Origin of the sequence: Delftia sp. ASV31, assembly GCF_016428765.1 — a bacterium.
Taxonomy (GTDB): Bacteria; Pseudomonadota; Gammaproteobacteria; order Burkholderiales; family Burkholderiaceae_C; genus Comamonas; species Comamonas acidovorans.
In genome coordinates, this window is the sequence record NZ_JAELTK010000079.1 from 1 (window position 1) to 22,800 (window position 22,800).

Sequence of the window (22,800 nt, forward strand, 5' to 3'; positions counted from 1 at the left end):
GGTCTGGGCCGTGTAGCGCACATCGAGCTCGGCCTTGGCGTGGGGCGCCACCATGTTCGGCACGATGCCGCCCTGCAGCACGCCCACATTGGTGGTCGTGCCCGTGGCGGGATCGGTCAGCGCATGCAGGGCCAGCAGCTTGCGCGCCATGGCCTCCAGCGCGCTGGCGCCGGCCGCGTGGTTGATGCCCGCATGGGCGGCAACGCCCTGCACCTCGAACTCCACGGCCATCGATCCCTTGCGGCTGGTCACCAGGTTGCCGCTGACGCGGCCGGGCTCGGCATTGAAGACGGCGCGCGCACCGCGCACCGTGTCCATGATGGTCTGGCGCGTGGCGGGCGAGCCGATCTCCTCGTCGCACGAGAAGAACAGCTTGAGCGGCGCCTTCAGGCCGCCGCAGCGCGCAAAGGCCTCGGCCACGAAGACGTTGAGCACCAGGCCCGACTTCATGTCGGCCACGCCGGGACCGTAGGCCCTGCCCTCTTCCACGCGGAAGGGGCGGCGCGCCACGGTGCCCGCTGGAAAGACCGTGTCCATATGGCCCATCAGGTAGATGGGCGCGCCTTCGGCCGGGCCGTCCCCGTCGGGACCGGCGACATCGGCATGCAGCAGCACGCCGTAGCCAGGCACGTCCTCGAAACGCACGGCCACGCCTGCCGCCTCCAGCCGCTCGCGCAGCGCCTGGGCCACGGCCAGGATGCCGGCTTCATCGCGGCTGCCGCTGTCGATATCGACAATCCTGTGCAACAGGTCTTGCATGGCCTGCTGCTGGCTGCCCAGCCAGTCCAGCAGTCTCGCGCGCTGCTGCACGCGGCTTTGTTCGAGGGTATCGTGCATGGTGGAATCTCCAGAGTGCATGCAGTGTTGCACGCGACCCCCTATTTTGCAACACACGTTGCATATACAAGAAAAATATGAAATCACCATTGCAAAAAGCCGCACTGCTGCTGCCGCAGCGCCTGGCGCAGCAGGGCGCGGAGCTGACGGCCAGCGAGCTGACGCTGGCCCAGACCCTGGGCAGCAACTACCCGCATGCGCTGCTGGAGTCGGCCACGGCGCTGGCCGCGCACACGGGCACCAGCGCCTCGACCGTGGTGCGGCTGTTCGCCAAGCTCGGCTATGCCAGCTATGCCGAGGCCCAGCGCGAGGCGCGCGGCGAGGTGACGGCGCTGCTGCAGACGGCCGCCCAGCGCGCGCCCGTGCTGCTGGGCGCGCAGCGCAGCCTGAGCGAGTGCGTGGACGATGCGCTGCTGCACGACCAGCACAACATCCAGGCCACGCGCGAGGGGCTGGACATGGCGGCCTTCGAGGCCATGGCACGCAAGCTGGCCCAGGGCGAGGGCCGTGTGTTCGTGCTGGCCCAGCTCAACAGCTCGCCGGTATCCGCCTGGCTGGCCCTGCACCTGAACATGTGCCGCCCCGGCGTGCAGGAGCTGGATGCCGGAGCCATCGCGCCGGCCGACCAGCTGCTGTGGATCGGCCCCTCGGACACGCTGCTGGCCTTCAGCGTCAGCCAGTATTCGCGCGGCACCTTCGAGATAGCGCAGCGCTTTGCCGACGCCGGCGCCCAGGTGCTGGCCCTCACCGACAGCCCCGCCGCGCCGCTGGCCACCGTGGCCCACCACTGGCTGCAGGTGCGCACGGCCAATGCCTCGCCCTTTCACTCCTACACGGCAGCCTTCTACCTGTGCAACGCCCTGGTCTCGGCCGTGGCCCAGCTGCGCCACAAGGATGTGTCCGAGGCGCTGGCCCGGCGCGACGCGCTGTGGAAGGAGTTCAACCACCAGTTGATCAGGACGCCCGAGCCGCGCACCGCCGCACGGCGCAGCCCCGGCCGCTCCAGAGCGGCAAAAGACTAAGGGCGCCGAAGCGCCCTTGTCTTGAGATGGCCTGCTGCCTGCCGGCAGCAGCCGATCAGTGCTGCAGGATCTTGTTGAGGAATTCCTTGGTGCGCGGCTGGCGTGCTTCGGGGTTGCCGAAGAATTCGTCCTTGGAGCAGTCCTCCAGGATCTTGCCGCCCACGTCCATGAAGATCACGCGGCTGGCCACCTTGCGCGCAAAGCCCATTTCGTGGGTCACGCACATCATGGTCATGCCTTCGTTGGCCAGGCCGATCATCACGTCCAGCACTTCGCCGACCATTTCGGGGTCCAGCGCGGAGGTGGGTTCGTCGAACAGCATCACGATGGGGTCCATGGACAGCGCGCGCGCAATGGCCACGCGCTGCTGCTGGCCACCCGACAGCTGGCCCGGGAACTTGTCCTTGTGCGCCGTCAGGCCCACGCGGTCCAGCATCTTGAGGCCGCGCTTCTTGGCGTCGTCCGGGCTGCGACCGAGCACCTTGATCTGGGCGATGGTCAGGTTCTCGGTCACCGACAGGTGCGGGAACAGCTCGAAGTGCTGGAACACCATGCCCACGCGGCTGCGCAGCTGGGGCAGGTTGGTCTTGGGATCGTGCACGGCCACGCCGTCCACGAAGATCTCGCCCTTCTGGAAGGGCTCCAGCGCGTTGATGGTCTTGATCAGCGTGGACTTGCCCGAGCCCGAAGGGCCGCAGACCACCACGACCTCACCCTTCTGGATGTTGGTGGAGCAGTCGGTCAGCACCTGGAAGCTGCCGTACCACTTGGAAACGTTCTTGAGTTCAATCATTGCAATTCCTCAATGGGGTGCTGGCTCATCGAATGATGGCAATTTTCTTGTGCAGGCGCTTGACTGCCCACGAGAGCGAGTAGCACAGCACGAAGTAGGTCACGCCAGCGGCCAGATAGGATTCGATGGGACGGCCATAGTTCTTGCCCGCCACTTCGAAGCCCTTGAGCATGTCGTAGGCACCGATGGCATAGACCAGCGAGGTGTCCTGGAACAGGATGATGGTCTGCGTGAGCAGCACCGGCAGCATGTTGCGGAAGGCCTGGGGCAGGACCACGAGGCGCATGTTCTGGCCGTAGGTCATGCCCATGGCCTGGCCCGCAGAGACCTGGCCGCGCGGGATGGACTGGATGCCCGCGCGCATGATCTCGCTGAAGTAGGCCGCCTCGAAGGCGATGAAGGTGATGATGGCCGAGACCTCGGCGCCGATGGGCCGACCGATGATCAGCGGCATCAGCAGGAAGAACCACAGGATCACCATCACCAGCGGCACGGAGCGCATGCCGTTGACGTAGAGCGTGGCGGGCACATCAAGCCACTTCTTGCCGGACAGGCGCATCAGCGCCAGCACGGTGCCGAAGAGCACGCCGCCGATGGTGGCGATGACGGTCAGCGTCAGGCTGAAGTACAGGCCCTTCAGCACGAAGTTGCTGAACAGGTCCCAGGTGAAGAACGACCAGTCGATTTGCAGGTTCATGTCAGTGTCCTCCGCCGCTGGCAGCGATCAGGCCCGGGACGCGCGAACGCTTCTCGATGAAGGCCATGATGCGGTTGATGGCAAAGGCGGAAATCACATACAGGCCTGTGACGGCCAGATAGATCTCGATGCCGCGCGAAGTCTCTTCCTGCGCCTGCATGGCGAACATGGTCAGCTCGGCCACGGACACGGCGAAGGCCACGGACGAGTTCTTGAACACGTTCATGGTCTCGCTGGTCAGCGGCGGGATGATGATGCGGAACGCCATGGGCAGCAGCACGTAGCGGTAGTACTGGAACGTGGTGAAACCCATCGCCATGCCCGCATAGCGCTGGCCGCGCGGCAGCGCCTGGATGCCCGAACGCACCTGCTCAGCGATACGCGCCGAGGTGAAGAAACCCAGCGCCAGCACCACGAGCACGAAGCCCGGCAGCGACTTCAGCGCAGGAACAAAGGACGGAACCACGTGGTACCACATGAAGATGTGGACCAGCAGCGGAATATTGCGAAACAGCTCCACCCAGGCATTGCCCAGCCGCACGATCCACGGCCGGCCCTCCAAAGTGCGCAGCGTGCCGATCAGCGATCCGACGACCAGTGCGATCACCAGCGACAGCAGCGACACGGAAATGGTCCAGCCCCAGGCCGACAGCATCCAGTCCAGGTAGGTGATATCGCCGTTCTTGCCGAAGCAGCTTTGACCGACCTCTTGGGTAATGGTGTCCTGGCAGAACACCTGCCAATCCCAACTCATAGGAGCACCCCTTCATTCAAAACACGAAATGCGTGCCGGCAGAAAAACCGGCGACGCAACAAAAAACGCCCCTTCCAACCGCATGGCAGAAGGGGCGGCATTCAGCTGGTGCTTACTTGACTTCGTACGACTCCATGGGCTTGTCGTTGGGGTGGGCCCATGCGTCCTTGGTGGCGTCGGACAGTGGCAGGCCGACCTTCACGTTGGCCGGGGGAATCGGCTGCATGAACCACTTGTCATAGAGCTTGGCCAGCGAGCCGTCGGCGATCTGGCGCTTGATGGAGTCGTCCACGGCCTTCTTGAAGGCAGGATCGTCCTTGCGCAGCATGCAGGCGATGGGCTCGACCGACAGGGTTTCGCCGACGATCTTGTAGTCGGCAGGTGCCTTGGACTTGGAGATGTTGGCAGCCAGGATGGAGCCGTCCATGATGAAGGCGTCGGCACGGCCGGTTTCCAGCATCAGGAAGCTGTCGGCGTGGTCCTTGCCCATGACTTCCTTGAAGGTCAGGCCGTCGGCGCGCTTGTTCTTGCGCAGGGTCTGCACCGAGGTGGTGCCCGTCGTCGTGACGATGGTCTTGCCGTTCAGGTCCTTGATGCCGGTGATGCCGGAGTTGCCCTTGACGGCGATGCGCACTTCTTCCACGTAGGTGGTCACGGCGAAGGCCACATCCTTTTGGCGGGCCTGGCTGTTGGTGGTGGAGCCGCACTCCAGGTCAACGGTGCCGTTGGTCACCAGGGGGATGCGGTTTTGCGAGGTGACGGGCTGGTACTTGATGTCCAGCTTGGCCAGGCCCAGTTCCTTCTGGATGTCGGCCAGCACGCGCTCGCCCATCTCGGTGTGGAAGCCCACGTACTTGCCATTGCCCAGCGTGTAGCCCAGGCCGGAGGATTCACGCACGCCCAGCGTCACGGCGCCGGAGGACTTGATCTTGGCCAGGGTGTCACCAGCCTGCGCGAAAGCGCTGCCTGCAGCCAGGGCGGTCACGGCGATGGCCAACAAATGCTTCTTCATACGGGTCTCCTGAGATGAGAACGAAAACGGTCTTGATGAGAACGGTCGAGTCGCCTTGTGGGCTGGCTCGAACTATCAACGATGTGACACATATTGTGCAATCACGCACGGTGCTGGAGCACCGACACGTGCTAGGGCTTTCCAGCACGTCAGCCGGATTCAGGTAAGCAACTGCCGTGCCATGGCACGCGTTTTTTGACCGATCCAGCGCACCGGCGGTCCTGCACACGGCGTGGTTGCTGTGCGCGCACTCTAATGCCAGGGCCGGTGGCACAGCCAATGCCGTTTGCAAAAGCCCTTATGCATGCTATGCATAATAGGTGTTTACCCTAGGCATAACCCGTGCACCAAGTCGGTCTCTTGCCGGGCACCCGCATGCACCAACGTGCAGCAAAAAGGGGCTGCGAGAGCCCCTTTTTTCCTGATGCGTGCCGTTTGGCGTGTCAGCCGATGGTCTCGCCCTGCTCCAGCAGGAAGTTCCACAGCGCGCCGGCCACGCCCTGGGGCGCGTCCTTGCTGGCGGGTTTTTCACGGTAGGCGCGCACTTCCATGTCCATGCGAAAACCGTTGTCGCCCGCAGGCGCGGCGCTGACCAGGCGCCCGGCCTCCAGCTCGTTGCGCACGGCACTGAACGGCAAGAACGCGACGCCATGGCCTTCCAGCGCCATGGCCTTGAGGCCTTCGGCCATGTCGGTCTCGTAGACGCGTTCCAGGTGCACGGCCTCGGCCGCTTCCTTGAGGATGAGCTCCGTCACCCGGCCCAGGTAGGCGCCGGGCGCATAGCCCAGATAGGGCAGCGGCTGGCCCTGGCGGCCCGGCAGCTGGTGCAGCGGCAGGCCGTCGGCGTCGGGCTTGGCGTAGGGGGCGAGCACCTCATGGCCCAGGCTGACCATCTCGTAGCGCGCCGGGTCAAGCTGGAAGGGCTGGGACGGATGGAAGTAGGCGATCAGCAGGTCGCAGCCGCCTTCGACCAGGCGCATTACGGCGTCATGCACGTTGAGCGCGAACAGCCGGCTGCGGAACGGCCCGAACTTGGCCTGCACGCTGGAGACCCAGTTCGGGAAGAAAGTGAAGGCCAGCGTGTGCGGCACCGCAAACCCCACCATGCCCTTGCCCGCGCTGACATGCGCCCGCAGCATGGTGCGCGTGCTCTGCAGCGACTGCAGCATCTCCAGCGCCTGGTCATACATGGTCTTGCCGGCCGGCGTGAGCCGGGTCGGGTAGGAGCTGCGGTCCACAAGGTCGGTGCCGGCCCAGGCCTCCAGTGCCTGGATGCGGCGCGAGAACGCAGGTTGCGTCACATGCCGCAGTTGGGCGGAGCGGCTGAAACTGCGTGTTTCAGCCAGGCTGACGAAATCTTCTAGCCATTTGGTTTCCATGCCCGCCATTATCCGCCGGGCCGTGACGGGTGCCTGACGGGGCAGGGATGGTCCCTCTGGCACACCGCATGGATGCGCACATAATGGCGCTGCGCCGCATTTACCCAATGTGACATTTTTTCCTCACGGCCCCCGGCACACGACGCCGAGGAAGCTCAGTGACTGCATCTGCCCCGCCATGTGTAATTTTCTGACTCCCCGCGTCCATGTCATCCCCTCCCACCGAAAACGGCGCCGCTGAGACGCCTTCGCAGCCGGACGAGCCGCGTTCGCTGCGCATCGAGGACTGGCTCACCGTGGTGATCATGGCCCTGCTGGCCCTGATCACCTTCGCCAATGTGCTGGTGCGCTACTTCACCTCCTCCTCCTTCGCCTGGACCGAGGAAATCTCGGTCTTCCTGATGATCCTGCTGGCCATGGTCGCGGGCTCGGCGGCCGTGGCGCGCAACGCCCATATCCGCATCGAATACTTCGCCGAAGGCGGCAGCGCCCTGCGCAGGAAGCGCCTGGCGCGCTTCGGCACGCTGATGGTGGCCCTGCTGTTCGCCGTGATCGCCGCACTGAGCGTGCGCGTGGTCTGGGACGACTACCGTTTCGAGGAAACCTCGCCCGGCATCGGCGTGCCGCAGTGGTGGTATTCGATGTGGCTGCCGATTTGCTCGGCCCTGATCACGGTGCGCGCGCTGCAGCTGTTCCAGCGCCAGGGCCGCCCTGGCGCCTTCGATGACAGCCCCGGGGAGAAGGCGCCATGATCGCAACCCTGCTCTTCATCGCCTTCCTGGGCCTGATGTTCCTGGGCGTGCCGATCGGCGCGGCCCTGGGCCTGGCGGGCGCCGCCGCCATCGCGCTGGCCAGCCCCGACACGCAGTGGTACGGCCTGCTGGCCGTGCCGCAGAACTTCTACGCGGGCCTGGGCAAGTACCCGCTGCTGGCGATTCCGATGTTCGTGCTCGTGGGCTCGATCTTCGACCGCTCGGGCGTGGCGCTGCGTCTGGTGAACTTCGCCGTGGCCATCGTGGGCCGCGGCCCCGGCATGCTGCCCCTGGTGGCGATTGCCGTGGCCATGTTCCTGGGCGGCATCTCGGGCTCGGGCCCGGCCAATGCCGCCGCCGTGGGCGGCGTGATGATCGCGGCCATGAGCCGTGCCGGCTATCCGGGCAGCTTCTCGGCCAGCGTGGTGGGCGCGGCCGCGGCCACCGACATCCTGATCCCGCCGTCCGTGGCCTTCATCATCTACTCGGTGCTGGTGCCCGGCGCCTCGGTGCCGGCGCTGTTTGCGGCCGGCATGATCCCCGGCATCCTGGCCGGCGTGGCGCTGATCATTCCCGCCGTGTGGATGTCGCGCAAGCACAAGATGGGTGCGCTGGAATCGTCCATGCCGCGCCCGCCGTTCTGGCGCAGCCTGCGCGAGGCCTCCTGGGGCCTGGCCGCTCCGGTGCTGATCCTGGGCGGCATGCGCGCCGGCTGGTTCACCCCCACCGAGGCCGCGGTGGTGGCCGTGTTCTACGGCCTGTTCGTGGGCATGGTGATCCACCGCACCATCACGCTGCGCGACCTCTACCCCATCCTGCGCGAGGCCGGCGAGCTGTCGGCCGTGATCCTGCTGGTGGTGTCGCTGGCCGGCATCTTCGCGTTCTCGCTGTCCACGCTGGGCGTGATCGATCCGGTGGCCAAGGCCATCGTGGACTCGGGCCTGGGCGAGTACGGCGTGATGGCGCTGCTGATCCTGCTGCTGATCACCGTGGGCATGTTCCTGGACGGCATCTCCATCTTCCTGATCTTCGTGCCGCTGCTGCTGCCGATCATGCAGCACTACAACTGGGACCCGGTGTGGTTCGGCGTCATCCTCACGCTCAAGGTGGCGCTGGGCCAGTTCACGCCGCCGCTGGCCGTGAACCTGATGGTGTCCTGCCGCATCGCGGGCGTGCGCATGGAGTCCACCGTGCGCTGGGTCGGCCCCATGCTGCTGGCCATGTTCCTGGTGATGATCGCCGTGATCGCCTTCCCGCAGCTGGCTCTCTGGCTCCCAGCACGCCTGGGCTACTGATTTCCCAAAAATTCAACAAGGAGACCTTCGCAATGAAACTTCGCACTTTCCTCGCCAGCGGCCTGGCCGCGGCTGCGGCCCTGGCCCTTTCGTCCGCTCCCGCAGTGGCGCAGACTCCGGCCAAGTACAAGAGCGAGTACCGCATGTCGCTGGTGCTGGGCACGGCCTTTCCCTGGGGCAAGGGCGGCGAGATCTGGGCCAACAAGGTGCGCGAGCGCACCAACGGCCGCATCAACATCAAGCTCTACCCGGGCGTGTCCCTGATCCAGGGCGACCAGACGCGCGAATTCAGCGCGCTGCGCCAGGGCGTGATCGACATGGCCGTGGGCTCCACGCTGAACTGGTCGCCCCAGATCAAGGAGCTGAACCTGTTCGCCCTGCCCTTCCTCATGCCCGACTACGCCGCTGCCGACGCACTCACGCATGGCGAGCCCGGCAAGCGCCTGTTCCAGCGCCTGGAAAAGGCCGGCGTGGTGCCGCTGGCCTGGGGCGAGAACGGCTACCGCGAGATCAGCAACTCCAAGCACGCCATCAAGACCCCTGCCGACCTCAAGGGCCTGAAGATCCGCGTCGTGGGCTCGCCGCTGTTCCTGGACACCTTCACCGCGCTGGGCGCCAACCCCACGCAGATGAGCTGGGCCGATGCCCAGCCCGCCATGGCCAGCGGCGCCGTGGACGGCCAGGAAAACCCCGTCTCGGTCTACATGGCCGCCAAGCTGCAGTCCGTGGGCCAGAAGCATCTGACGCTGTGGGGCTACATCAACGATCCGCTGATCTTCGTGGTCAACAAGGACATCTGGGCCACCTGGACCAAGGAAGACCAGGACATCGTGCGCCAGGCCGCCGTGGACGCCGCCAAGGAGCAGATCGTGATCGCGCGCAAGGGCATGATCGAGGCCGACAAGCCGCTGCTCAAGGACCTGACCGCCAACGGCGTGACCGTGACCCAACTCACGCCGGCCGAGCGCGAAGCCTTCGTCAAGGCCACGCGCCCCGTCTACGACAAGTGGAAGCAGCAGGTCGGCACCGACCTGGTGGATGTGGCGGAGAAAGCCATTGCCGCGCGAACTCGTTAGAATGCTATCGGTTGATCGCACACTCCGGTAGAAGCAAAAGGCCCCGCTCTGCGGGGCCTTTTTTTCGCCATCCTCCTGCGCAGGAACGGCCCGGGCCTCCGGCACGCCATCAACGAACGCCATACCCCCATGATGGCCTCGGCGAATGGGACTGCCTCTATGAGGCAGCAGCGCCGGCGCCCTGCACGCCACCCAGCAACATGTCTGTCCCCATCTCGCACAGCAGCTCCTCCAGTGCACCCGAGGCGATCAGCGGCGAAGCCTCCAGCGAGGCGAAGCGCACCGTGCCCAGCACGGCCCGCGTGGCCACGTAAAGGCGCGCATAGGACAGCGAGGGGCCGCCCCAGCGCTGCAGGTGGGCGGCCATGCGCTCGGCGGTCTCGCGCATGGACAGGGCAATGCGCTCGTCACCATCCTGCAGCCAGGCAAAGCGCGCCAGCTTGCGCCGCGCGGGCGTGCGGCCCGCAAAGCCCTCGACGATGCAGGCGACCACGCCGCGCGCCACGGCCTCGCGCGGCAGGCCCTGTTCCGACGCCTGCTCCAGCCAGGCCTCGATGGCCGCGACGGCCACACGGCGCTGGCCATCGACCATGGCGCGGAAGACGGCCTGCTTGTCGGGGAAGTACTGGTAGAGCGTGCCGATGGAGACGCCTGCGCGCTCGGCAATGCGATTGGTAGTGAGCGCGGCTTCGCCCTCCTTGACCAGAATCTGAGCTGCTGCCTGAAGAATGGCCTGCAGCGTGCGCTGCGCACGGGCCTGTACGGGCTGTCTTCTTCTCTGGGATTCAGTGGTAGCGGAGGTATGGGAGGGCATGCGGCAAAACCTGAGCACAAGGCGAGTTTTCTGCCCGGAGTTTAAGCACTACAGTGGCCGGCCATTGCAGCAAATCCCAAGGAATACACCATGAAGAAGCATCAGCACACCGGCGCGTGGGAAGCCCTGCCGTGAAGGGCGTGCAACTGCTGGCCCTGGCCGCCGCCCTGTTCGACACGGCGGCCGCGCTGGCCCACTTCGCCTGCATCGTCTGGGGGGGACGTGGGCTGCGGCTCATGGGGGCCGGCGAGGGCATGGCGCGCATGGCCGAGGCCGGGCACTGGTATCCGCCACTGGTGTCGGCGGCCATCGGCGTGGTGCTGTCGCTGCTGGCGGGGTATGCGCTGGCAGGCGCGGGCCTGCTGGGTCCCCTGCCCTTCATGCGCCCGGTGCTGGCCGGGGCCGGCCTGGTGCTGGTGGCGCGGGCCGTGGCCTATCCGTGGTTGAAACCACGCTTTCCGGACAACAGCGACCGCTTCTGGCATGTGTCCTCGGCCCTCTGCCTGGTCATGGGGCTGCTGCACCTGGCAGCAGCTGCCGGGATGGCACAGGGCTGAATCCAGCCTCAGGCCGTGACCGGCGAGACCAGCGGGCGGCCTTCCAGGTGGCAGCGCATGTTGGCGATGAAGCGGTCCACCGAGGCCTGCACGGCTTCGGGCGACCAGCCGCCCACATGGGGCGTGAGCACCACGGCGTCCAGGTGCAGCAGTTCGGCCGGGGGCGCGGGTTCGCTTTCGTAGACATCCAGGCCCGCGCCGGCAAGGCGGCCTTCGCGCACGGCGGCGGCCAGGGCGGCGGTATCGACCACGCTGCCGCGCGCGATATTGACCAGGTGGCCCTGCGGGCCCAGTGCGTCCAGCACCTGGGCGTTGACGAGATGGCGCGTACCCGGGCCGCCCGGCGTGGCGACCAGCAGCACATCGGCCCATTGCGCCAGGGACAGCAGGTCGCCGAAGTAGCGGTGTGGCAGCTCGCTGCGCTGGCTGCGGTTGTGGTAGCCGATCTCCATCTCGAAGCCCAGCGCGCGCTGGGCGATCTTGGCGCCGATGGCGCCCATGCCGAGGATGCCCAGGCGCTTGTGCGAGACATTGGGCGGCAGCGGCATGGCGGTGCGCCAGACGCCGTCGCGCGTGGCGCGGTCCAGGCGCACCAGGCCGCGCACGGAGGCGATCAGCAGGCCCATGGCGTGGTCGGCCACGCAGTCGTCATTGGTGCCCGCGCCATTGCCCACGGCAATGCCATGGGCCTGCGCATGGGCGACATCGATGTTCTCGTAGCCCGCGCCCAGCGCGCAGACCAGCCGCAGCGCAGGCATGCGCTGCATCTGCGCGGCCGACAGGCCGATGGAGCCGATGGTCAGCACGGCCTGGATGCGTGCGCCGTGCTCGGCGAGAGCCGCCTCGCATTGGCTGGCGTCGGGCGCGTAGAGCAGGTCGAAGGAGGGAAAGGCCTGGGCCATCTGGCGCAGATGGCCTTCGGCGTTGAAGTTCAGGACAAGCAGGGCAGGTTGCATGGCGAAAGAGCGGCGCCCGCTGCCGCGGGGAAATCAGCGGCTTCAACGGGCTGTGGGCAAGGGAAAACCCATTGTCCACCCGCCAGGGGCCCTGCGCGGTGCAGCGCTACAGGTCCAGCACCAGCCGGGCGGATTTGGCGCGCGAGCAGCAGGGCAGGAACTGGTCGCAGGCGGCCTGCTCGTCCTCGGTCAGGTACATGTCGCGGTGCTCGGGCTCGCCCGAGAGCACACGCGTGAGGCAGGTGCCGCACACGCCCTGCTCGCACGAGGTCTGCACCTCCACGCCGATGCCGGCCAGCGCCTGGACGACGGTCTGCTCGGGCGCCACGCGCACCACCTGGCCGGTGCTTGCGATCTCGATCTCGAACCCGGCATCGCCCTCGCGCTGCACGGCCTCGCCCGCGAAGAACTCGTAGTGCAGGCTGTCCTCGCCCCAGCCCGACGTGCGTGCCATGCCCAGCGCCGCGTCCATGAAGCCGCGCGGGCCGCAGACATACAGGTGCAGGCCCGCCTGCGGGGCGCCGAGCAGCTGCGCCATGTCGAGCGCGCCCTCGCCATCCACATGCAGGTGCACGCGGTCGGCCCAGGGCATGGACTGCAGCAGGGCCGTGAAGGCCATGCGCTCGCGCGAACGCGCGCAGTAGTGCAGTTCGAAGTCGGCACCCTCGCGCGCCAGCTGGCGCGCCATGGCCAGCACGGGCGTGATGCCTATGCCGCCGGCCAGCAGCAGATGACGTGCAGGCCCGCCCGCATGCAGCGCGAAGTGGTTGCGCGGCGCGCCGATGGCGATCTGCTGGCCTTCCTGCACCTGTTCGTGCACGGCGGCCGAGCCGCCGCGCGAGGCGGCTTCGCGCAGCACGCCGACCACGTAGCGGCCCGTGTCCTGCGGGTCGTTGCACAGCGAGTACTGGCGCACCAGGCCGCCGGGCAGGTGCAGGTCAATGTGCGAGCCGGCCGTGAAGGCGGGCAGGCTTTCGCCGTCCAGCGGCACGAGTTCAAGGCTGCAGATGTCCTGCGCCTCGGCGCATTTGCGCGCGACGCGCACCTGGAGGATGGGGTTGGCTTGCATGGGGAAACGTGGGAATGGAGGGGTTCGGAAAAATCAGGCCGCCGCCAGCGCACGGGCGCTGGCCTCGCGCAGCCGGTGGATGACGCGGCGCGCGCGGTTGGGGCCCGCGTCCACATGGATGTCGATGACGGGGCGCGCGCCAAAGCGCTGCTGGTTGCGGAACTGAGCCTCGATGACGACCTTGTCCTCCTCGAAGGTGGCGGCCGTCTGGTCGATCACCAGGCGCGTGGTGTCCTGCATGTCCGGATGGGGGTTGGTGGCAATGGTCCAGAAGTAGTGGGCCGAATGCTCGGTCTCCGGCGTCACGCCATGAAATCCCCGCATGTGAAAGCCTTCGCGCTGCGGGTCGTCGAGCTGGCCGCTGCCCGCATCCATGGCGCCGGTCCAGATGCGCACATGCGAGGGGTGGAACTCCACCTCCTGCCAGCGGTCGATGCGGCCCGCGAACGGCCAGGCCGCCGCATAGGTGGGCGGCGGGTCGGAGTCGGGCATCCAGCGCAGCACGGTGACGCTGTCGCCCTCCTGGCGCACCTTGAGCTCGGCATTCATGTGGACGCCGGCATTGCCGCCGATGGTCTTGAGGTGCACATAGCCCAGGTGGCTGAGGTCCAGCAGGTTGTCGTGGATGAGCTGATAGGGCGCGTCGTAGTGGTAGACATCGCCGCCGAAGCGGTAGCGCGCATCGCCGTGCACGGGATAGGCGGGCGGCTCCTGCGCGGGCAAGGAATCGGGCGTGGCGCCCATCCAGATCCAGAGGATCTGGTCACGCTCGCGCAGGTCGAAGGACTTGACGCAGGCCTTGGGCGGTATGCGCTGCTGGCCCGGAATCTCCAGGCACTGCCCGGCGCGGTCGAACAGCAGGCCGTGGTAGCCGCAGCGCAGGCCGCGCGCCTCCACCGTGCCGCAGGACAGCGGCAGCTCGCGGTGGCAGCAGCGATCTTCCAGCGCGGCGACGCTGCCATCGGGCGTGCGAAACAGCACGACGGGCCGGCCCAGCAGGGTGCGCGCCAGTGGCGCGTCCTGCAGCTCCCAGGCAAAGCCGGCGACATACCACTGGTCCAGCGGGAAGGCAGGCGTGGAGGCGGGTGCAATGGTGGTGCATTCGGTCATGGGGTTCTCCTTCTTGTCTGCAAGTCGCGCTCAATGCGCCGACAGCGTGCGGCCCGTGGCTGCGGGCCTGCCGGCTTCGGGCCCTTGCAGCCGGTGCAGCGACACGATGCAGGCCGCGAACACGAAGGCCGCGCCATAGCCCACGTACAGCTGGCTGGCCGACCAGGAGGCGTCGAGCAGCGAGCCCGCGACCATGGGCGAGACGATGGCGCCGATGCGCCCTATGCCTATGCCCCAGCCCACGCCGGTCACGCGCACCTCGCCGCCATAGACCATGGGCGCGATGGCATAGAGCCCCGCCACGCAGCCGTTGACGAAGACACCGATCAGGAAGGCCAGCGCGTACGACAGCAGCAGCGAGCCCGGATTGCTCACGATGAAGCACAGCAGCACGGCCGTGGCCAGCATGAAGCCGGCCAGCGCGCGGTGCACGGGATAGCGCGCCGCCAGCAGGCCCAGCAAGGTGGCGCCCAGGATGCCGCCCAGGCTCAGCAGCACGCCGCCGGTCACGCCCTGCTCGGGCGTGAGGCCCGAGGCGGCCAGCAGCTTGGGCGTCCAGCTCATGACGAAGTAAAAGCCGAACATCACCGCGAAGAAGGACAGCCAGACCAGCAGCGTGGGCCGGCGCAGGCCCGGCGCGAACAGCTGCAGCGGGCCCCGCCGCACCGGCCCCGCCGATGCGGGCGCGGCAGGCGGCAGCGCCACCAGCGTGGGCAGGCCCAGCCGGCCGACCAGGGCGTTGAGCCGCTGCAGCGCGCCGGCCGGGCGCCGCGCCAGCAGGAAGTCCATGGACTCGGGCAGTCGCCACCAGGCCAGGACCAGCACGCCCAGCGTCACGCAGCCGCCGAACAGGAAGACCGCGCGCCAGTCATGGCGCCCCAGCAGCCACACCGCGATGGAGCCGCCAATGCTGGCGCCCAGCGCGTAGCCCGTGGACTGCAGGGTGACGGCCAGGCTGCGCCAGCGCTGCGAGGCGTATTCGCTGGCGATCACGTTGCTGCAGGCCAGGATGCCGCCCACGCCCAGGCCCGTGAGCACGCGCAACGCCGCAAGCTGGATGGCGCTGTGGCTGAAGGCCGAGCCCAGCATGCCCACGCCCGAGAGAGCCAGGCAGGCCAGGATCAGCGGCCGGCGTCCCAGCCGGTCGGCCCAGGGCGCGATCAGCAGCGATCCGCCCGCCATGCCGAACAGGCCCGCACTGAGCAGAAAGCCCAGCTGGGCGCCGCTGAGCTGCCAGTGCGCCGACACGGCCGAGGCCGTGAAGGCCATGACCAGCACGTCGAAGCCGTCGATCATGTTGAGCACCATGCACAGGGCTATGACCGACCACTGGAAGCGCGTCATCGGCCGCTGGTCGACGCTTGCACGCAGGTCGGCGTTCATGGCCGCAGCTCCCGCAACGGGCAGTTGGACGATGCAGCGGCGCAAGGCCGCTGCAGCCATGGGACAGGGGTAGAGGCAGTCATCGTGGGTCTCCTTGGGTTGAAGCTCTGTGGAAGCTTTCTTGTGTTCTCAGCACTTCATTACGTATGCTGAATGTGATTCAGTTTACTGAATGAAAATCTGCGCCAGATACCGGGATTTCCCCGATCAGGCGGGGCCGCGCAGACTCGGACGCGGAGGCGGCCGGGCCGCCGTCAGTCGGATGGGGAAGCGTCGAGGGTGTCGCGTGCGTCGTGCAGCTGCACGAACTTGCGCAGCAGGCGCTTGAACTCGGCCTGCTCTTGGGGTTCGAGCGCGGCCAGCATGCGCTCGTGCAGTTCGTGGACATTGGGCACGAAGCCGGCCAGCATGGTCTCGCCCTCGGCCGTGAGCGTCAGGCGCCGCTGGCGCCGGGGCAGGATCTCGCGCAGCACCCAGCCCTTGGCCTCCAGGCGCGCCGCGATGTCGGCCGTGGTGGAGTTGTCCAGCGCCACCAGCCGCGCCAGCGTCACCTGGTCGATGCCCGGCTTTTCCTGCAGCATGCGCAGGATGGCGTACTGCACCGGCGTCACGTCCGGCCCCAGCACGTCGCGGAACAGCTGCGCCGCGATCTGCTGCGCGCGCCGGATCAGGTGGCCCGGCTGGTCGTAGAGGTCGATGGAAAGCGGATCGGAGGCGGAGTGGACCATCGGTGGGGGCAGGCCTTGCGGCCCTGGGGTTGAAGCCCGCCGAGGTTACCCCATCCCCGGCGCCGCCCGCGCCTGCTGGCCTGGCCATGCCGGCAGCCTCAGGCCACGGCGGCGGCAGGCTGGGCCGCTGCTGCGGCCACCGCCGCCGCCTGCTGCTCCTGCGCAATCCATTTGTCGATGACTTTGCGCGACTGCACGCCGCCCGCATCGATATTGAGCTTGAGCAGCTTGCGGTCTGGGTGGGCACTGAGGTTGCGCTGCTGCAGCTCCAGCATCTGCAGGTCTTCGCTGAAGATTTTGTGCTGGCCCTCGCGGATGCGGTCGGTGACTTCGGCATCGCCCGGATTGAAGCGGCGCGCCATGCCCCAGAAGTACCACATGGACTCCTCGGTCTCCGGCGTGATGAAGTCCACCACCATGCTGTAGACCTTGTGTTCGTCGGCCGCGTCGTAGCCGCCGTGGCCTGCATGGGCCACGCCGACCTCGATCAGCACATGGCTGGGCGGGGTGAAGCGGCAGACCTGCCAGCGGTCCACGGGCACATCGTCGGCCAGGCCGTTGCTGCGCAGCGCCATCTTCCAGAACGGGGGGGCCGGGATGTCGTTCATGAAGCGGCTGGTGACGACCTCGACATCGGCGCCCTCGCCGCGCGTCTCGGTCTTGCAGGGCGTCTCGTCGATCTCGGCCTGGCCGATGGAGCTGGCGTGCACATAGGTCTCGTGCGTCAGGTCCATGAGGTTGTCGATCATCAGCCGGTAGTCGGCCTGGATGTGGAACATGCCGCCGCCGTAGGCCCATTCGGGGTTGTCGTGCCAGGGCAGCTTCGGAATCAGGGCGGCATCGGCCAGCGCCTTGTCGCCAGGCCAGACCCAGATGAAGCCATGGCGTTCCTCGACGGGATAGCTGCGGATCTCGGGGAAGCCGCGCACGCGCTGGCCCGGCATGGCAATGGTCTTGCCGTCGCAGCCCATCTCCAGGCCGTGGTAGCCGCAGACCAGCTTGCCCTCGCAGACAAAGCCCAGCGACAGGGGCGCGCCGCGGTGCGGGCAGAAATCCTCCACGGCGGCAACGCCGTGCTGCGCGCGGTAGAAGGCGATGCGCTCGCCGCAGATGCGACGGCCCAGCGGCTTGTCCTGGATCTCCTCGGACGTGGCGGCCACGTACCAGGTGTTCTTGGGGTATGTGCTCATGGGGGGTCTCCTTTATGGGTGGGGTCCGCAGTCCTTGGCGCTGCGGTGGCTGGGGCACGGGCGGCCGAGGCCGCCGGCACGTATCAAGCTCGAATCAGGCTCGGATCAACTGCACGCCAGGAACCGCATGGCTGCCGGGCTCGCTCACGGCCTCGCGCAGGTTGCGGCGCGCGATGCGCGAGTGCTCTTTCATCAGCGCCTCGGCCCGGGCGCCCTCTCGCGCGGCAATGGCGTCCAGCACCTGGCGGTGCTGGTCCTGGGCCACCATCAGGCTGTGGCGCGCACGCGGGGATTCGGCCCGCGCCAGCACAAAGCCCGAAGGCGAGGCGAAGGGCATGCGCACCACGCGCTCCAGCTCGCGCTGCATGACGCTGCTGCCGGCCATGGAATGCAGCAGGTCGTGGAATTCGGAGTTCAGCGCCACATAGCGCGAGAAGGCCTCATCGCCCCAGTCGGCCGTCTCCAGCACACGGTCGATGGCATCCAGGCAGCGGCCGGCCTGCGCCAGCAGCGGCCCGGCCACGCCGCGCTCGGCCGCCCAGCGCGCGGCCAGGCCTTCCAGCGTGCCGCGCAGCTCGATGGCATCGGCCACATCGGCCTCGGAGAAAAGCCGCACGCGGTAGCCGCGCCCGCCGGCCATGGCTTCGAGCAGGCCTTCCTGCTCCAGCCGCATCAGCGCGGCGCGCACCGGCGTGCGCGAGATGCCCAGGCGCTGCACCACGGTGAGCTCGGCGATGCGCTCGCCTGCGGGCAGTTCGCCCGCAAGAATCATCTCGCGCAGTTGCAGCTGGGCCTTGATGACCTGGGAGTGGCTTTCCGCTTCGGAGGCGGCGGGGGCAAGCTGGGGGCTCATGGGGCTTTGTCTGGATGGAATGGCGTGAATGTATACATCCAAGGCGATTCATGGTGCATTTTTCCGCAAAAACACGGGAAAACACCAATCAAATGTATACAACCAATCCCCGCAAAGACAGTGACCCGCCTGTTTGTATACAGCGCCATGGCATCATGGCCGGCTCCCTTTTTCCCCTGCCGCTGCAACCCAGGAGGTCACCCTTGCCGACGTTTTCCCGACACCCCGCCATGGCCGCCCACATCCTCAACCTGGCACGGGATGCCAGCGCCGATGCGCAGGCTCCGCAGGCCTATCCCATCAAGGACTTCTTCCGCAATCCGGAGCGCGGCTTCTTCCGCCTGGCCGATGACGGAAGCATGCTGGGCTTCATGCAGCCCCTCAGCGTGGACGGCCATCCGGCACGCATGAACATCCATGTGCAGGCGCTGGAGGGCAGCACCCCTGTGGGCGAGCCGCGCCGCATCACGGCCGAGACCGAGCGCGACATCAGCAACTTCTTCTGGAAGGGCTCGGATGTGGTGCTCTACCAGAAGGACTTCGGCGGCGACGAGAACTTCCACGTGCTGGCGGTCAACGCGCGCAGCGGCGAAGCCACCGACCTGACGCCCTGGGACGGCGTGCGCGCCAGCATCGAGGACGACCTGGAAGACGACCCCGACCATGTGCTGATCAGCCACAACCGGCGCGACGCCGAGGTCTTCGACGTGTACCGCGTGAACGTGCATACGGGCGCGGCGCAACTGGTGGCGCAGAACCCCGGCAACATCGTCGGCTGGCAGACCGACCATGCGGGCCGCGTGCGGGCCGCCGTGGCCAGTGACGGGCTGAACAGCGCCCTGCTCTACCGCGACGACGAGGCCGGCGAGTTCCAGCCCCTGATCACCACCGACTACCGCACCAGCGTCAGCCCGGCCTTCTTCACCTTCGACGACCAAAAGCTCTACGCCCTGTCCAACCGGGGCCGCGACAAGCTGGCCCTGGTGGTCATCGACCCGGCCCGGCCCGACGAGGAAGAGGAAATCTTCGTGCCCGAGGAAGTCGATCTGGGCGCGGCGGCCTATTCGCGCAAGCGCCGCGTGCTGACCCTGGCCGCCTACCAGACCGACAAGCCGCAGTACCGCTTCTTCGATGCCGAGACCGAAGCCCTGTACGGCCGGCTGGCCGCGCAGCTGCCGGGCTACGACTTCGCCATCCAGGGCGCCAACCGCGCCGAGGACAAGTTCATCGTCGCCGCCTTCAACGACCGCACGCCGGGCGCGCGCTACATCTACGACGCGGCCGTCGATGCGCTGACCAAGCTGGCCGACATCAACCCGGCCATTCCCGAGTCCGCCATGTCGCGCGTGCAGCCCGTCAGCTACACCAGCCGCGACGGCCTGACCATCCACGGCTACCTGACCCTGCCGGCCGGCCGCGAGCCCAGGAACCTGGCCTGCATCATCAACCCGCACGGCGGCCCCTGGGCCCGCGACGGCTGGGGCTACAACCCCGAGGTGCAGTTCCTCGCCAACCGGGGGTTCTGCGTGCTGCAGGTGAACTTCCGGGGCTCCACGGGCTATGGCCGCGCGTTCTGGGAAGTGGGATTCGGCCAATGGGGCCTGAAGATGCAGGACGACATCACCGATGGCGTGCACTGGCTGATCGACCAGGGCATTGCCGACCCTGCGCGCATCGGCATCTACGGCGGCAGCTATGGCGGCTATGCCACGTTGGCCGGCGTGGCCTTCACGCCCGACCTGTATGCGGCGGCCGTGGACTATGTGGGCGTGTCCAACCTGTTCACCTTCATGAAGACCATTCCACCCTACTGGAAGCCGCTGCTGGACCAGATGCACGCCATGGTGGGCGATCCCGAGCGCGACAGGGAGCGCCTGGCCGCCACCTCGCCAGCCCTGCATGTGGACCGCATCAAGGCGCCGCTGTTCATCGCCCAGGGCGCGCGCGATCCGCGCGTGAACAAGGACGAGAGCGACCAGGTGGTGAAGGCGCTGCGCGAGCGCGGCGTCGAGGTGCAGTACATGGTCAAGGACAACGAGGGCCACGGCTTTCACAACGACGAGAACAAGTTCGAGTTCTACGAGGCCATGGAGCAGTTCCTGGTCACGCACCTCAAGCCCTGAAGCCACTCGGGCGCCGAGCCACCCGGTCGCCCTGCCGCCCCGCCGCCCCGCGCTACAGCACGGCGGGCTCCCCGCTTTGCTGCAGCGCCCACATGTCCGCATAGCGCCCGCCCGCCGCGACCAGCTGGGCGTGGGTGCCGCGCTCGACGATGCGGCCCGCATCCATGACCAGGATCTCGTGCGCATCGACCACGGTGGACAGGCGGTGGGCAATCACCAGCGCCGTCTTGTTGCGCGCGGCGCTTTGCAGCTCGGCCTGGATGGCGCGCTCGTTGGCCGAGTCCAGCGCCGACGTCGCCTCGTCAAAGATCAGGATGGGCGGGTCCTTGAGCAGGGTGCGCGCAATCGCCACGCGCTGCTTTTCGCCGCCCGACAGCTTGAGGCCGCGCTCGCCCACGCGCGTGGCATAGCCCTGGGGCGTGGCCTCGATGAAGTCGTGGATGCGCGCTGCGCGCGCGGCGGCCACCACCTGGTCGCGGCTGGCGCCGGGGCGGCCGTAGGCGATGTTGTATTCCACCGTGTCGTTGAAGAGCACCGTGTCCTGCGGCACGATGCCCACGGCGCCGCGCACGCTGTCCTGGGTCAGCTCGCGCAGGTCGCACCCGGCAATGCGCACATGGCCGGACTGCACGTCGTAGAAGCGGAAGATGAGCCGCGCCAGCGTGCTCTTGCCCGAGCCAGAAGGGCCGACCACGGCCACGGTCTTGCCGGCCGGAATGGTGAAGCTCACGTCCTTGAGGATGGGCCGCTCGGGGTCATAGGCGAAGTCCACATGCTCGAAGCGCAGCTCGGGCGGCGCGCCGTCGGCCGGCAGGGGCCGGGCGCCGGGCGCATCGGCCACCTCGCGCTCCTTGTCCATGAGGGTGAACATGCGCTCCAGGTCGGTCAGGCTCTGCTTGATCTCGCGGTAGATCACGCCCAGAAAGCCCAGCGGGATGTAGAGCTGGATCATGAAGGCATTGACCATGACCAGGTCGCCCAGCGACAGCCGCCCGTCCACCACGCCCTGCGTGGCGCGCCAGAGGATGGCGACCAGGGCCGTGGCGATGATCAGCTGCTGCCCGCAGTTGAGCATGCTCAGCGTGGTCTGGCTCTTGAGGCGCACGCGGCGCAGCGCCTCCAGGTTCTCGTCATAGCGCCGCGCCTCGAAGCCCTCGTTGCCGAAGTACTTGACGGTCTCGTAGTTCAGCAGCGAGTCGATGGCCTTGGTGTGGGCCGCCGACTCCTGGGCATTGGCCTCGCGCCGAAAGCGCGTGCGCCACTCGGTCACCGTGACGGTGAACGTGATGTAGAACACAAGCGCCGCCAGCGTGATGACCGCGAACCAGATGTCGAAGCGCAGCGCCAGGATGCCCAGCACCAGCGCCATTTCGATGAAGGTGGGCAGGATGCTGTAGAGCGAATACGAGATCAGCGATTCGGTGCTGCGCACGCCGCGCTCGATGTCGCGCGTCATGCCGCCGGTCTGGCGCTCCAGGTGAAAGCGCAGGCTCAGCGCATGCAGGTGCTCGAAGGTGGACAGCGCAATCGCCCGCGAGGCGCCCTGCGTGGCCTTGGCAAAGACCAGGTCTCGCAACTCGGTGAACAGCGAGCTGGAAAAGCGCAGCAGCCCGTAGGCCAGCAGCAGGGCCACGGGCACGACGAGCACCGCGCGGGCATCGCCGGCCTTCAGATCCAGCGCATCGACCAGGTGCTTGAGCAGCACCGGCACGCCCACGTTGGCCAGCTTGGCCCCGATCATGAAGCCCAGCGCCGCCAGCACGCGCCACTTGTATTGCCACAGGTAGGGCAGCAGGCGCCGCAGCGCGTTCCAGTCCCGCGACGGTGCCGGGGTTGAGACTAAGGGTAAATCCGTAGGGGAAGCGCTCTCGCGTCGCATGAAAGACAATTCTCGGTTGTTATATTGACCCGATTGTGCCCATGCCACCCCGCCCAGACCTCCCGCCCCATCCCTTGCCCGCAGACAAGGAGCTGGTTCTCAAGGTCATTCCCATGCCCGCCGATGTCAACGCCAATGGCGACATCTTCGGCGGCTGGGTCATGGCGCAGGTCGACCTGGCAGGTTCCGTGCTGCCCTCGCGCCTGGGCCAGAGCCGCATGGTCACCGTGGCCGTGAACGAGTTCATCTTCAAGCAGCCCGTGCGCGTGGGCGACATCCTGTCGTTCTACTCCAGCGTGCAGCGCGTGGGCCGCACCTCGGTCACGGTCGATGTCGAGGTCTATGCCGAGCGCTTTGCCGACCAGGGCCGCTTCGTCAAGGTGACCGAAGCCCTGCTGACCTACGTGGCCATCGACGGCCAGGGCAAGCCCCAGTCGCTGCCGGACAACGATCAGGTGCGCTCCTGGCGCGCAGCGGCCGAGCGCAATGCAGAACGCAAGCAGCAGCAGGCTGGCTGAACC

At 67.4% G+C, this 22,800-nt stretch carries 22 protein-coding genes; 7 read left to right on the forward strand and 15 right to left on the reverse strand.

Annotated features, from left to right (window positions below):
• Positions 1-837, reverse strand: an 837-nt coding sequence (locus JHD82_RS22910) for a M20/M25/M40 family metallo-hydrolase (protein ID WP_199138953.1), incomplete at its 3' end; no start/stop codon positions are given.
• Between the two features lie 77 nt (positions 838-914).
• Here JHD82_RS22910 and JHD82_RS22915 point away from each other — a divergent pair.
• The gene (locus JHD82_RS22915; RefSeq protein WP_097203680.1) at positions 915-1,859 is read left to right on the forward strand and encodes a MurR/RpiR family transcriptional regulator; all 945 of its coding nucleotides are present in this window, start codon (positions 915-917) and stop codon (positions 1,857-1,859) included.
• Positions 1,860-1,914: 55 nt separating this feature from the next.
• On the opposite strand, the gene JHD82_RS22920 is transcribed toward JHD82_RS22915, so the two are convergent.
• From JHD82_RS22920 to JHD82_RS22940, 5 genes are all read right to left on the reverse strand, one after another.
• A complete protein-coding gene (locus JHD82_RS22920) occupies positions 1,915-2,652 on the reverse strand; it encodes an amino acid ABC transporter ATP-binding protein (protein ID WP_012203297.1) in 738 nt (245 codons plus the stop codon).
• A 25-nt stretch (positions 2,653-2,677) separates the two neighbouring features.
• Positions 2,678-3,349, reverse strand: coding sequence for an amino acid ABC transporter permease (locus tag JHD82_RS22925; RefSeq protein WP_012203296.1), 672 nt, complete (start codon positions 3,347-3,349; stop codon positions 2,678-2,680).
• Position 3,350: 1 nt separating this feature from the next.
• Entirely contained in the window at positions 3,351-4,103 is a 753-nt protein-coding gene (locus JHD82_RS22930) for an amino acid ABC transporter permease (RefSeq protein ID WP_043819928.1), read from the reverse strand.
• 112 nt (positions 4,104-4,215) lie between these two features.
• A complete protein-coding gene (locus JHD82_RS22935; RefSeq protein ID WP_012203294.1) occupies positions 4,216-5,115 on the reverse strand; it encodes a transporter substrate-binding domain-containing protein in 900 nt (299 codons plus the stop codon).
• A gap of 443 nt (positions 5,116-5,558) precedes the next feature.
• Positions 5,559-6,494: a LysR substrate-binding domain-containing protein gene (locus tag JHD82_RS22940; protein WP_170962088.1), complete on the reverse strand. Its 936-nt coding sequence runs from the start codon at positions 6,492-6,494 to the stop codon at positions 5,559-5,561.
• A 206-nt stretch (positions 6,495-6,700) separates the two neighbouring features.
• On the opposite strand from JHD82_RS22940, the gene JHD82_RS22945 reads away from it, so the two are divergent.
• From JHD82_RS22945 to JHD82_RS22955, 3 genes are read left to right on the forward strand one after another with little or no spacing between them, the layout of a single operon-like run.
• Entirely contained in the window at positions 6,701-7,246 is a 546-nt protein-coding gene (locus JHD82_RS22945) for a TRAP transporter small permease (RefSeq protein ID WP_199138955.1), read from the forward strand.
• Entirely contained in the window at positions 7,243-8,541 is a 1,299-nt protein-coding gene (locus tag JHD82_RS22950; protein WP_012203291.1) for a TRAP transporter large permease, read from the forward strand. The genes JHD82_RS22945 and JHD82_RS22950 overlap by 4 nt, the downstream gene beginning before the upstream one ends.
• A 32-nt stretch (positions 8,542-8,573) precedes the next feature.
• On the forward strand, positions 8,574-9,617 hold the full coding sequence (locus JHD82_RS22955) for a DctP family TRAP transporter solute-binding subunit (protein WP_199138957.1): 1,044 nt from the start codon (positions 8,574-8,576) through the stop codon (positions 9,615-9,617).
• Positions 9,618-9,774: 157 nt separating this feature from the next.
• Here the strand turns inward: JHD82_RS22955 and JHD82_RS22960 are convergent, their stop codons facing one another.
• Positions 9,775-10,431, reverse strand: coding sequence for a TetR/AcrR family transcriptional regulator (locus JHD82_RS22960; protein WP_199138959.1), 657 nt, complete (start codon positions 10,429-10,431; stop codon positions 9,775-9,777).
• 116 nt (positions 10,432-10,547) lie between these two features.
• Here JHD82_RS22960 and JHD82_RS22965 point away from each other — a divergent pair, with 116 nt between their 5' ends.
• Entirely contained in the window at positions 10,548-10,988 is a 441-nt protein-coding gene (locus JHD82_RS22965; RefSeq protein WP_307838114.1) for a hypothetical protein, read from the forward strand.
• A gap of 8 nt (positions 10,989-10,996) precedes the next feature.
• On the opposite strand, the gene JHD82_RS22970 is transcribed toward JHD82_RS22965, so the two are convergent.
• The 7 genes from JHD82_RS22970 to JHD82_RS23000 all read right to left on the reverse strand — a co-directional run bounded on the left by JHD82_RS22970 (position 10,997) and on the right by JHD82_RS23000 (position 18,277).
• A complete protein-coding gene (locus JHD82_RS22970; protein ID WP_199138961.1) occupies positions 10,997-11,944 on the reverse strand; it encodes a 2-hydroxyacid dehydrogenase in 948 nt (315 codons plus the stop codon).
• 106 nt (positions 11,945-12,050) lie between these two features.
• Complete coding sequence (locus JHD82_RS22975; protein ID WP_199138963.1) at positions 12,051-13,013, reverse strand: PDR/VanB family oxidoreductase; 963 nt, start codon at positions 13,011-13,013, stop codon at positions 12,051-12,053.
• A gap of 33 nt (positions 13,014-13,046) precedes the next feature.
• A complete protein-coding gene (locus JHD82_RS22980) occupies positions 13,047-14,123 on the reverse strand; it encodes an aromatic ring-hydroxylating dioxygenase subunit alpha (protein ID WP_199138965.1) in 1,077 nt (358 codons plus the stop codon).
• Positions 14,124-14,153: 30 nt separating this feature from the next.
• Positions 14,154-15,506, reverse strand: coding sequence for an MFS transporter (locus JHD82_RS22985; protein WP_199138967.1), 1,353 nt, complete (start codon positions 15,504-15,506; stop codon positions 14,154-14,156).
• Positions 15,507-15,760: 254 nt separating this feature from the next.
• Complete coding sequence (locus JHD82_RS22990) at positions 15,761-16,234, reverse strand: MarR family winged helix-turn-helix transcriptional regulator (protein WP_199138969.1); 474 nt, start codon at positions 16,232-16,234, stop codon at positions 15,761-15,763.
• A gap of 98 nt (positions 16,235-16,332) precedes the next feature.
• The gene (locus JHD82_RS22995) at positions 16,333-17,424 is read right to left on the reverse strand and encodes an aromatic ring-hydroxylating dioxygenase subunit alpha (protein ID WP_199138971.1); all 1,092 of its coding nucleotides are present in this window, start codon (positions 17,422-17,424) and stop codon (positions 16,333-16,335) included.
• A 94-nt stretch (positions 17,425-17,518) separates the two neighbouring features.
• Positions 17,519-18,277, reverse strand: a complete 759-nt coding sequence (locus tag JHD82_RS23000; protein ID WP_199138973.1) for a GntR family transcriptional regulator — start codon at positions 18,275-18,277, stop codon at positions 17,519-17,521.
• A gap of 230 nt (positions 18,278-18,507) precedes the next feature.
• On the opposite strand from JHD82_RS23000, the gene JHD82_RS23005 reads away from it, so the two are divergent.
• On the forward strand, positions 18,508-20,400 hold the full coding sequence (locus tag JHD82_RS23005; protein ID WP_199138989.1) for a S9 family peptidase: 1,893 nt from the start codon (positions 18,508-18,510) through the stop codon (positions 20,398-20,400).
• A 52-nt stretch (positions 20,401-20,452) separates the two neighbouring features.
• Here JHD82_RS23005 and JHD82_RS23010 read toward each other — a convergent pair whose 3' ends face one another.
• The gene (locus JHD82_RS23010; RefSeq protein WP_199138975.1) at positions 20,453-22,279 is read right to left on the reverse strand and encodes an ABC transporter ATP-binding protein/permease; all 1,827 of its coding nucleotides are present in this window, start codon (positions 22,277-22,279) and stop codon (positions 20,453-20,455) included.
• 41 nt (positions 22,280-22,320) lie between these two features.
• On the opposite strand from JHD82_RS23010, the gene JHD82_RS23015 reads away from it, so the two are divergent.
• Complete coding sequence (locus JHD82_RS23015; protein ID WP_012203278.1) at positions 22,321-22,797, forward strand: acyl-CoA thioesterase; 477 nt, start codon at positions 22,321-22,323, stop codon at positions 22,795-22,797.
• Positions 22,798-22,800 lie beyond the last annotated feature (3 nt).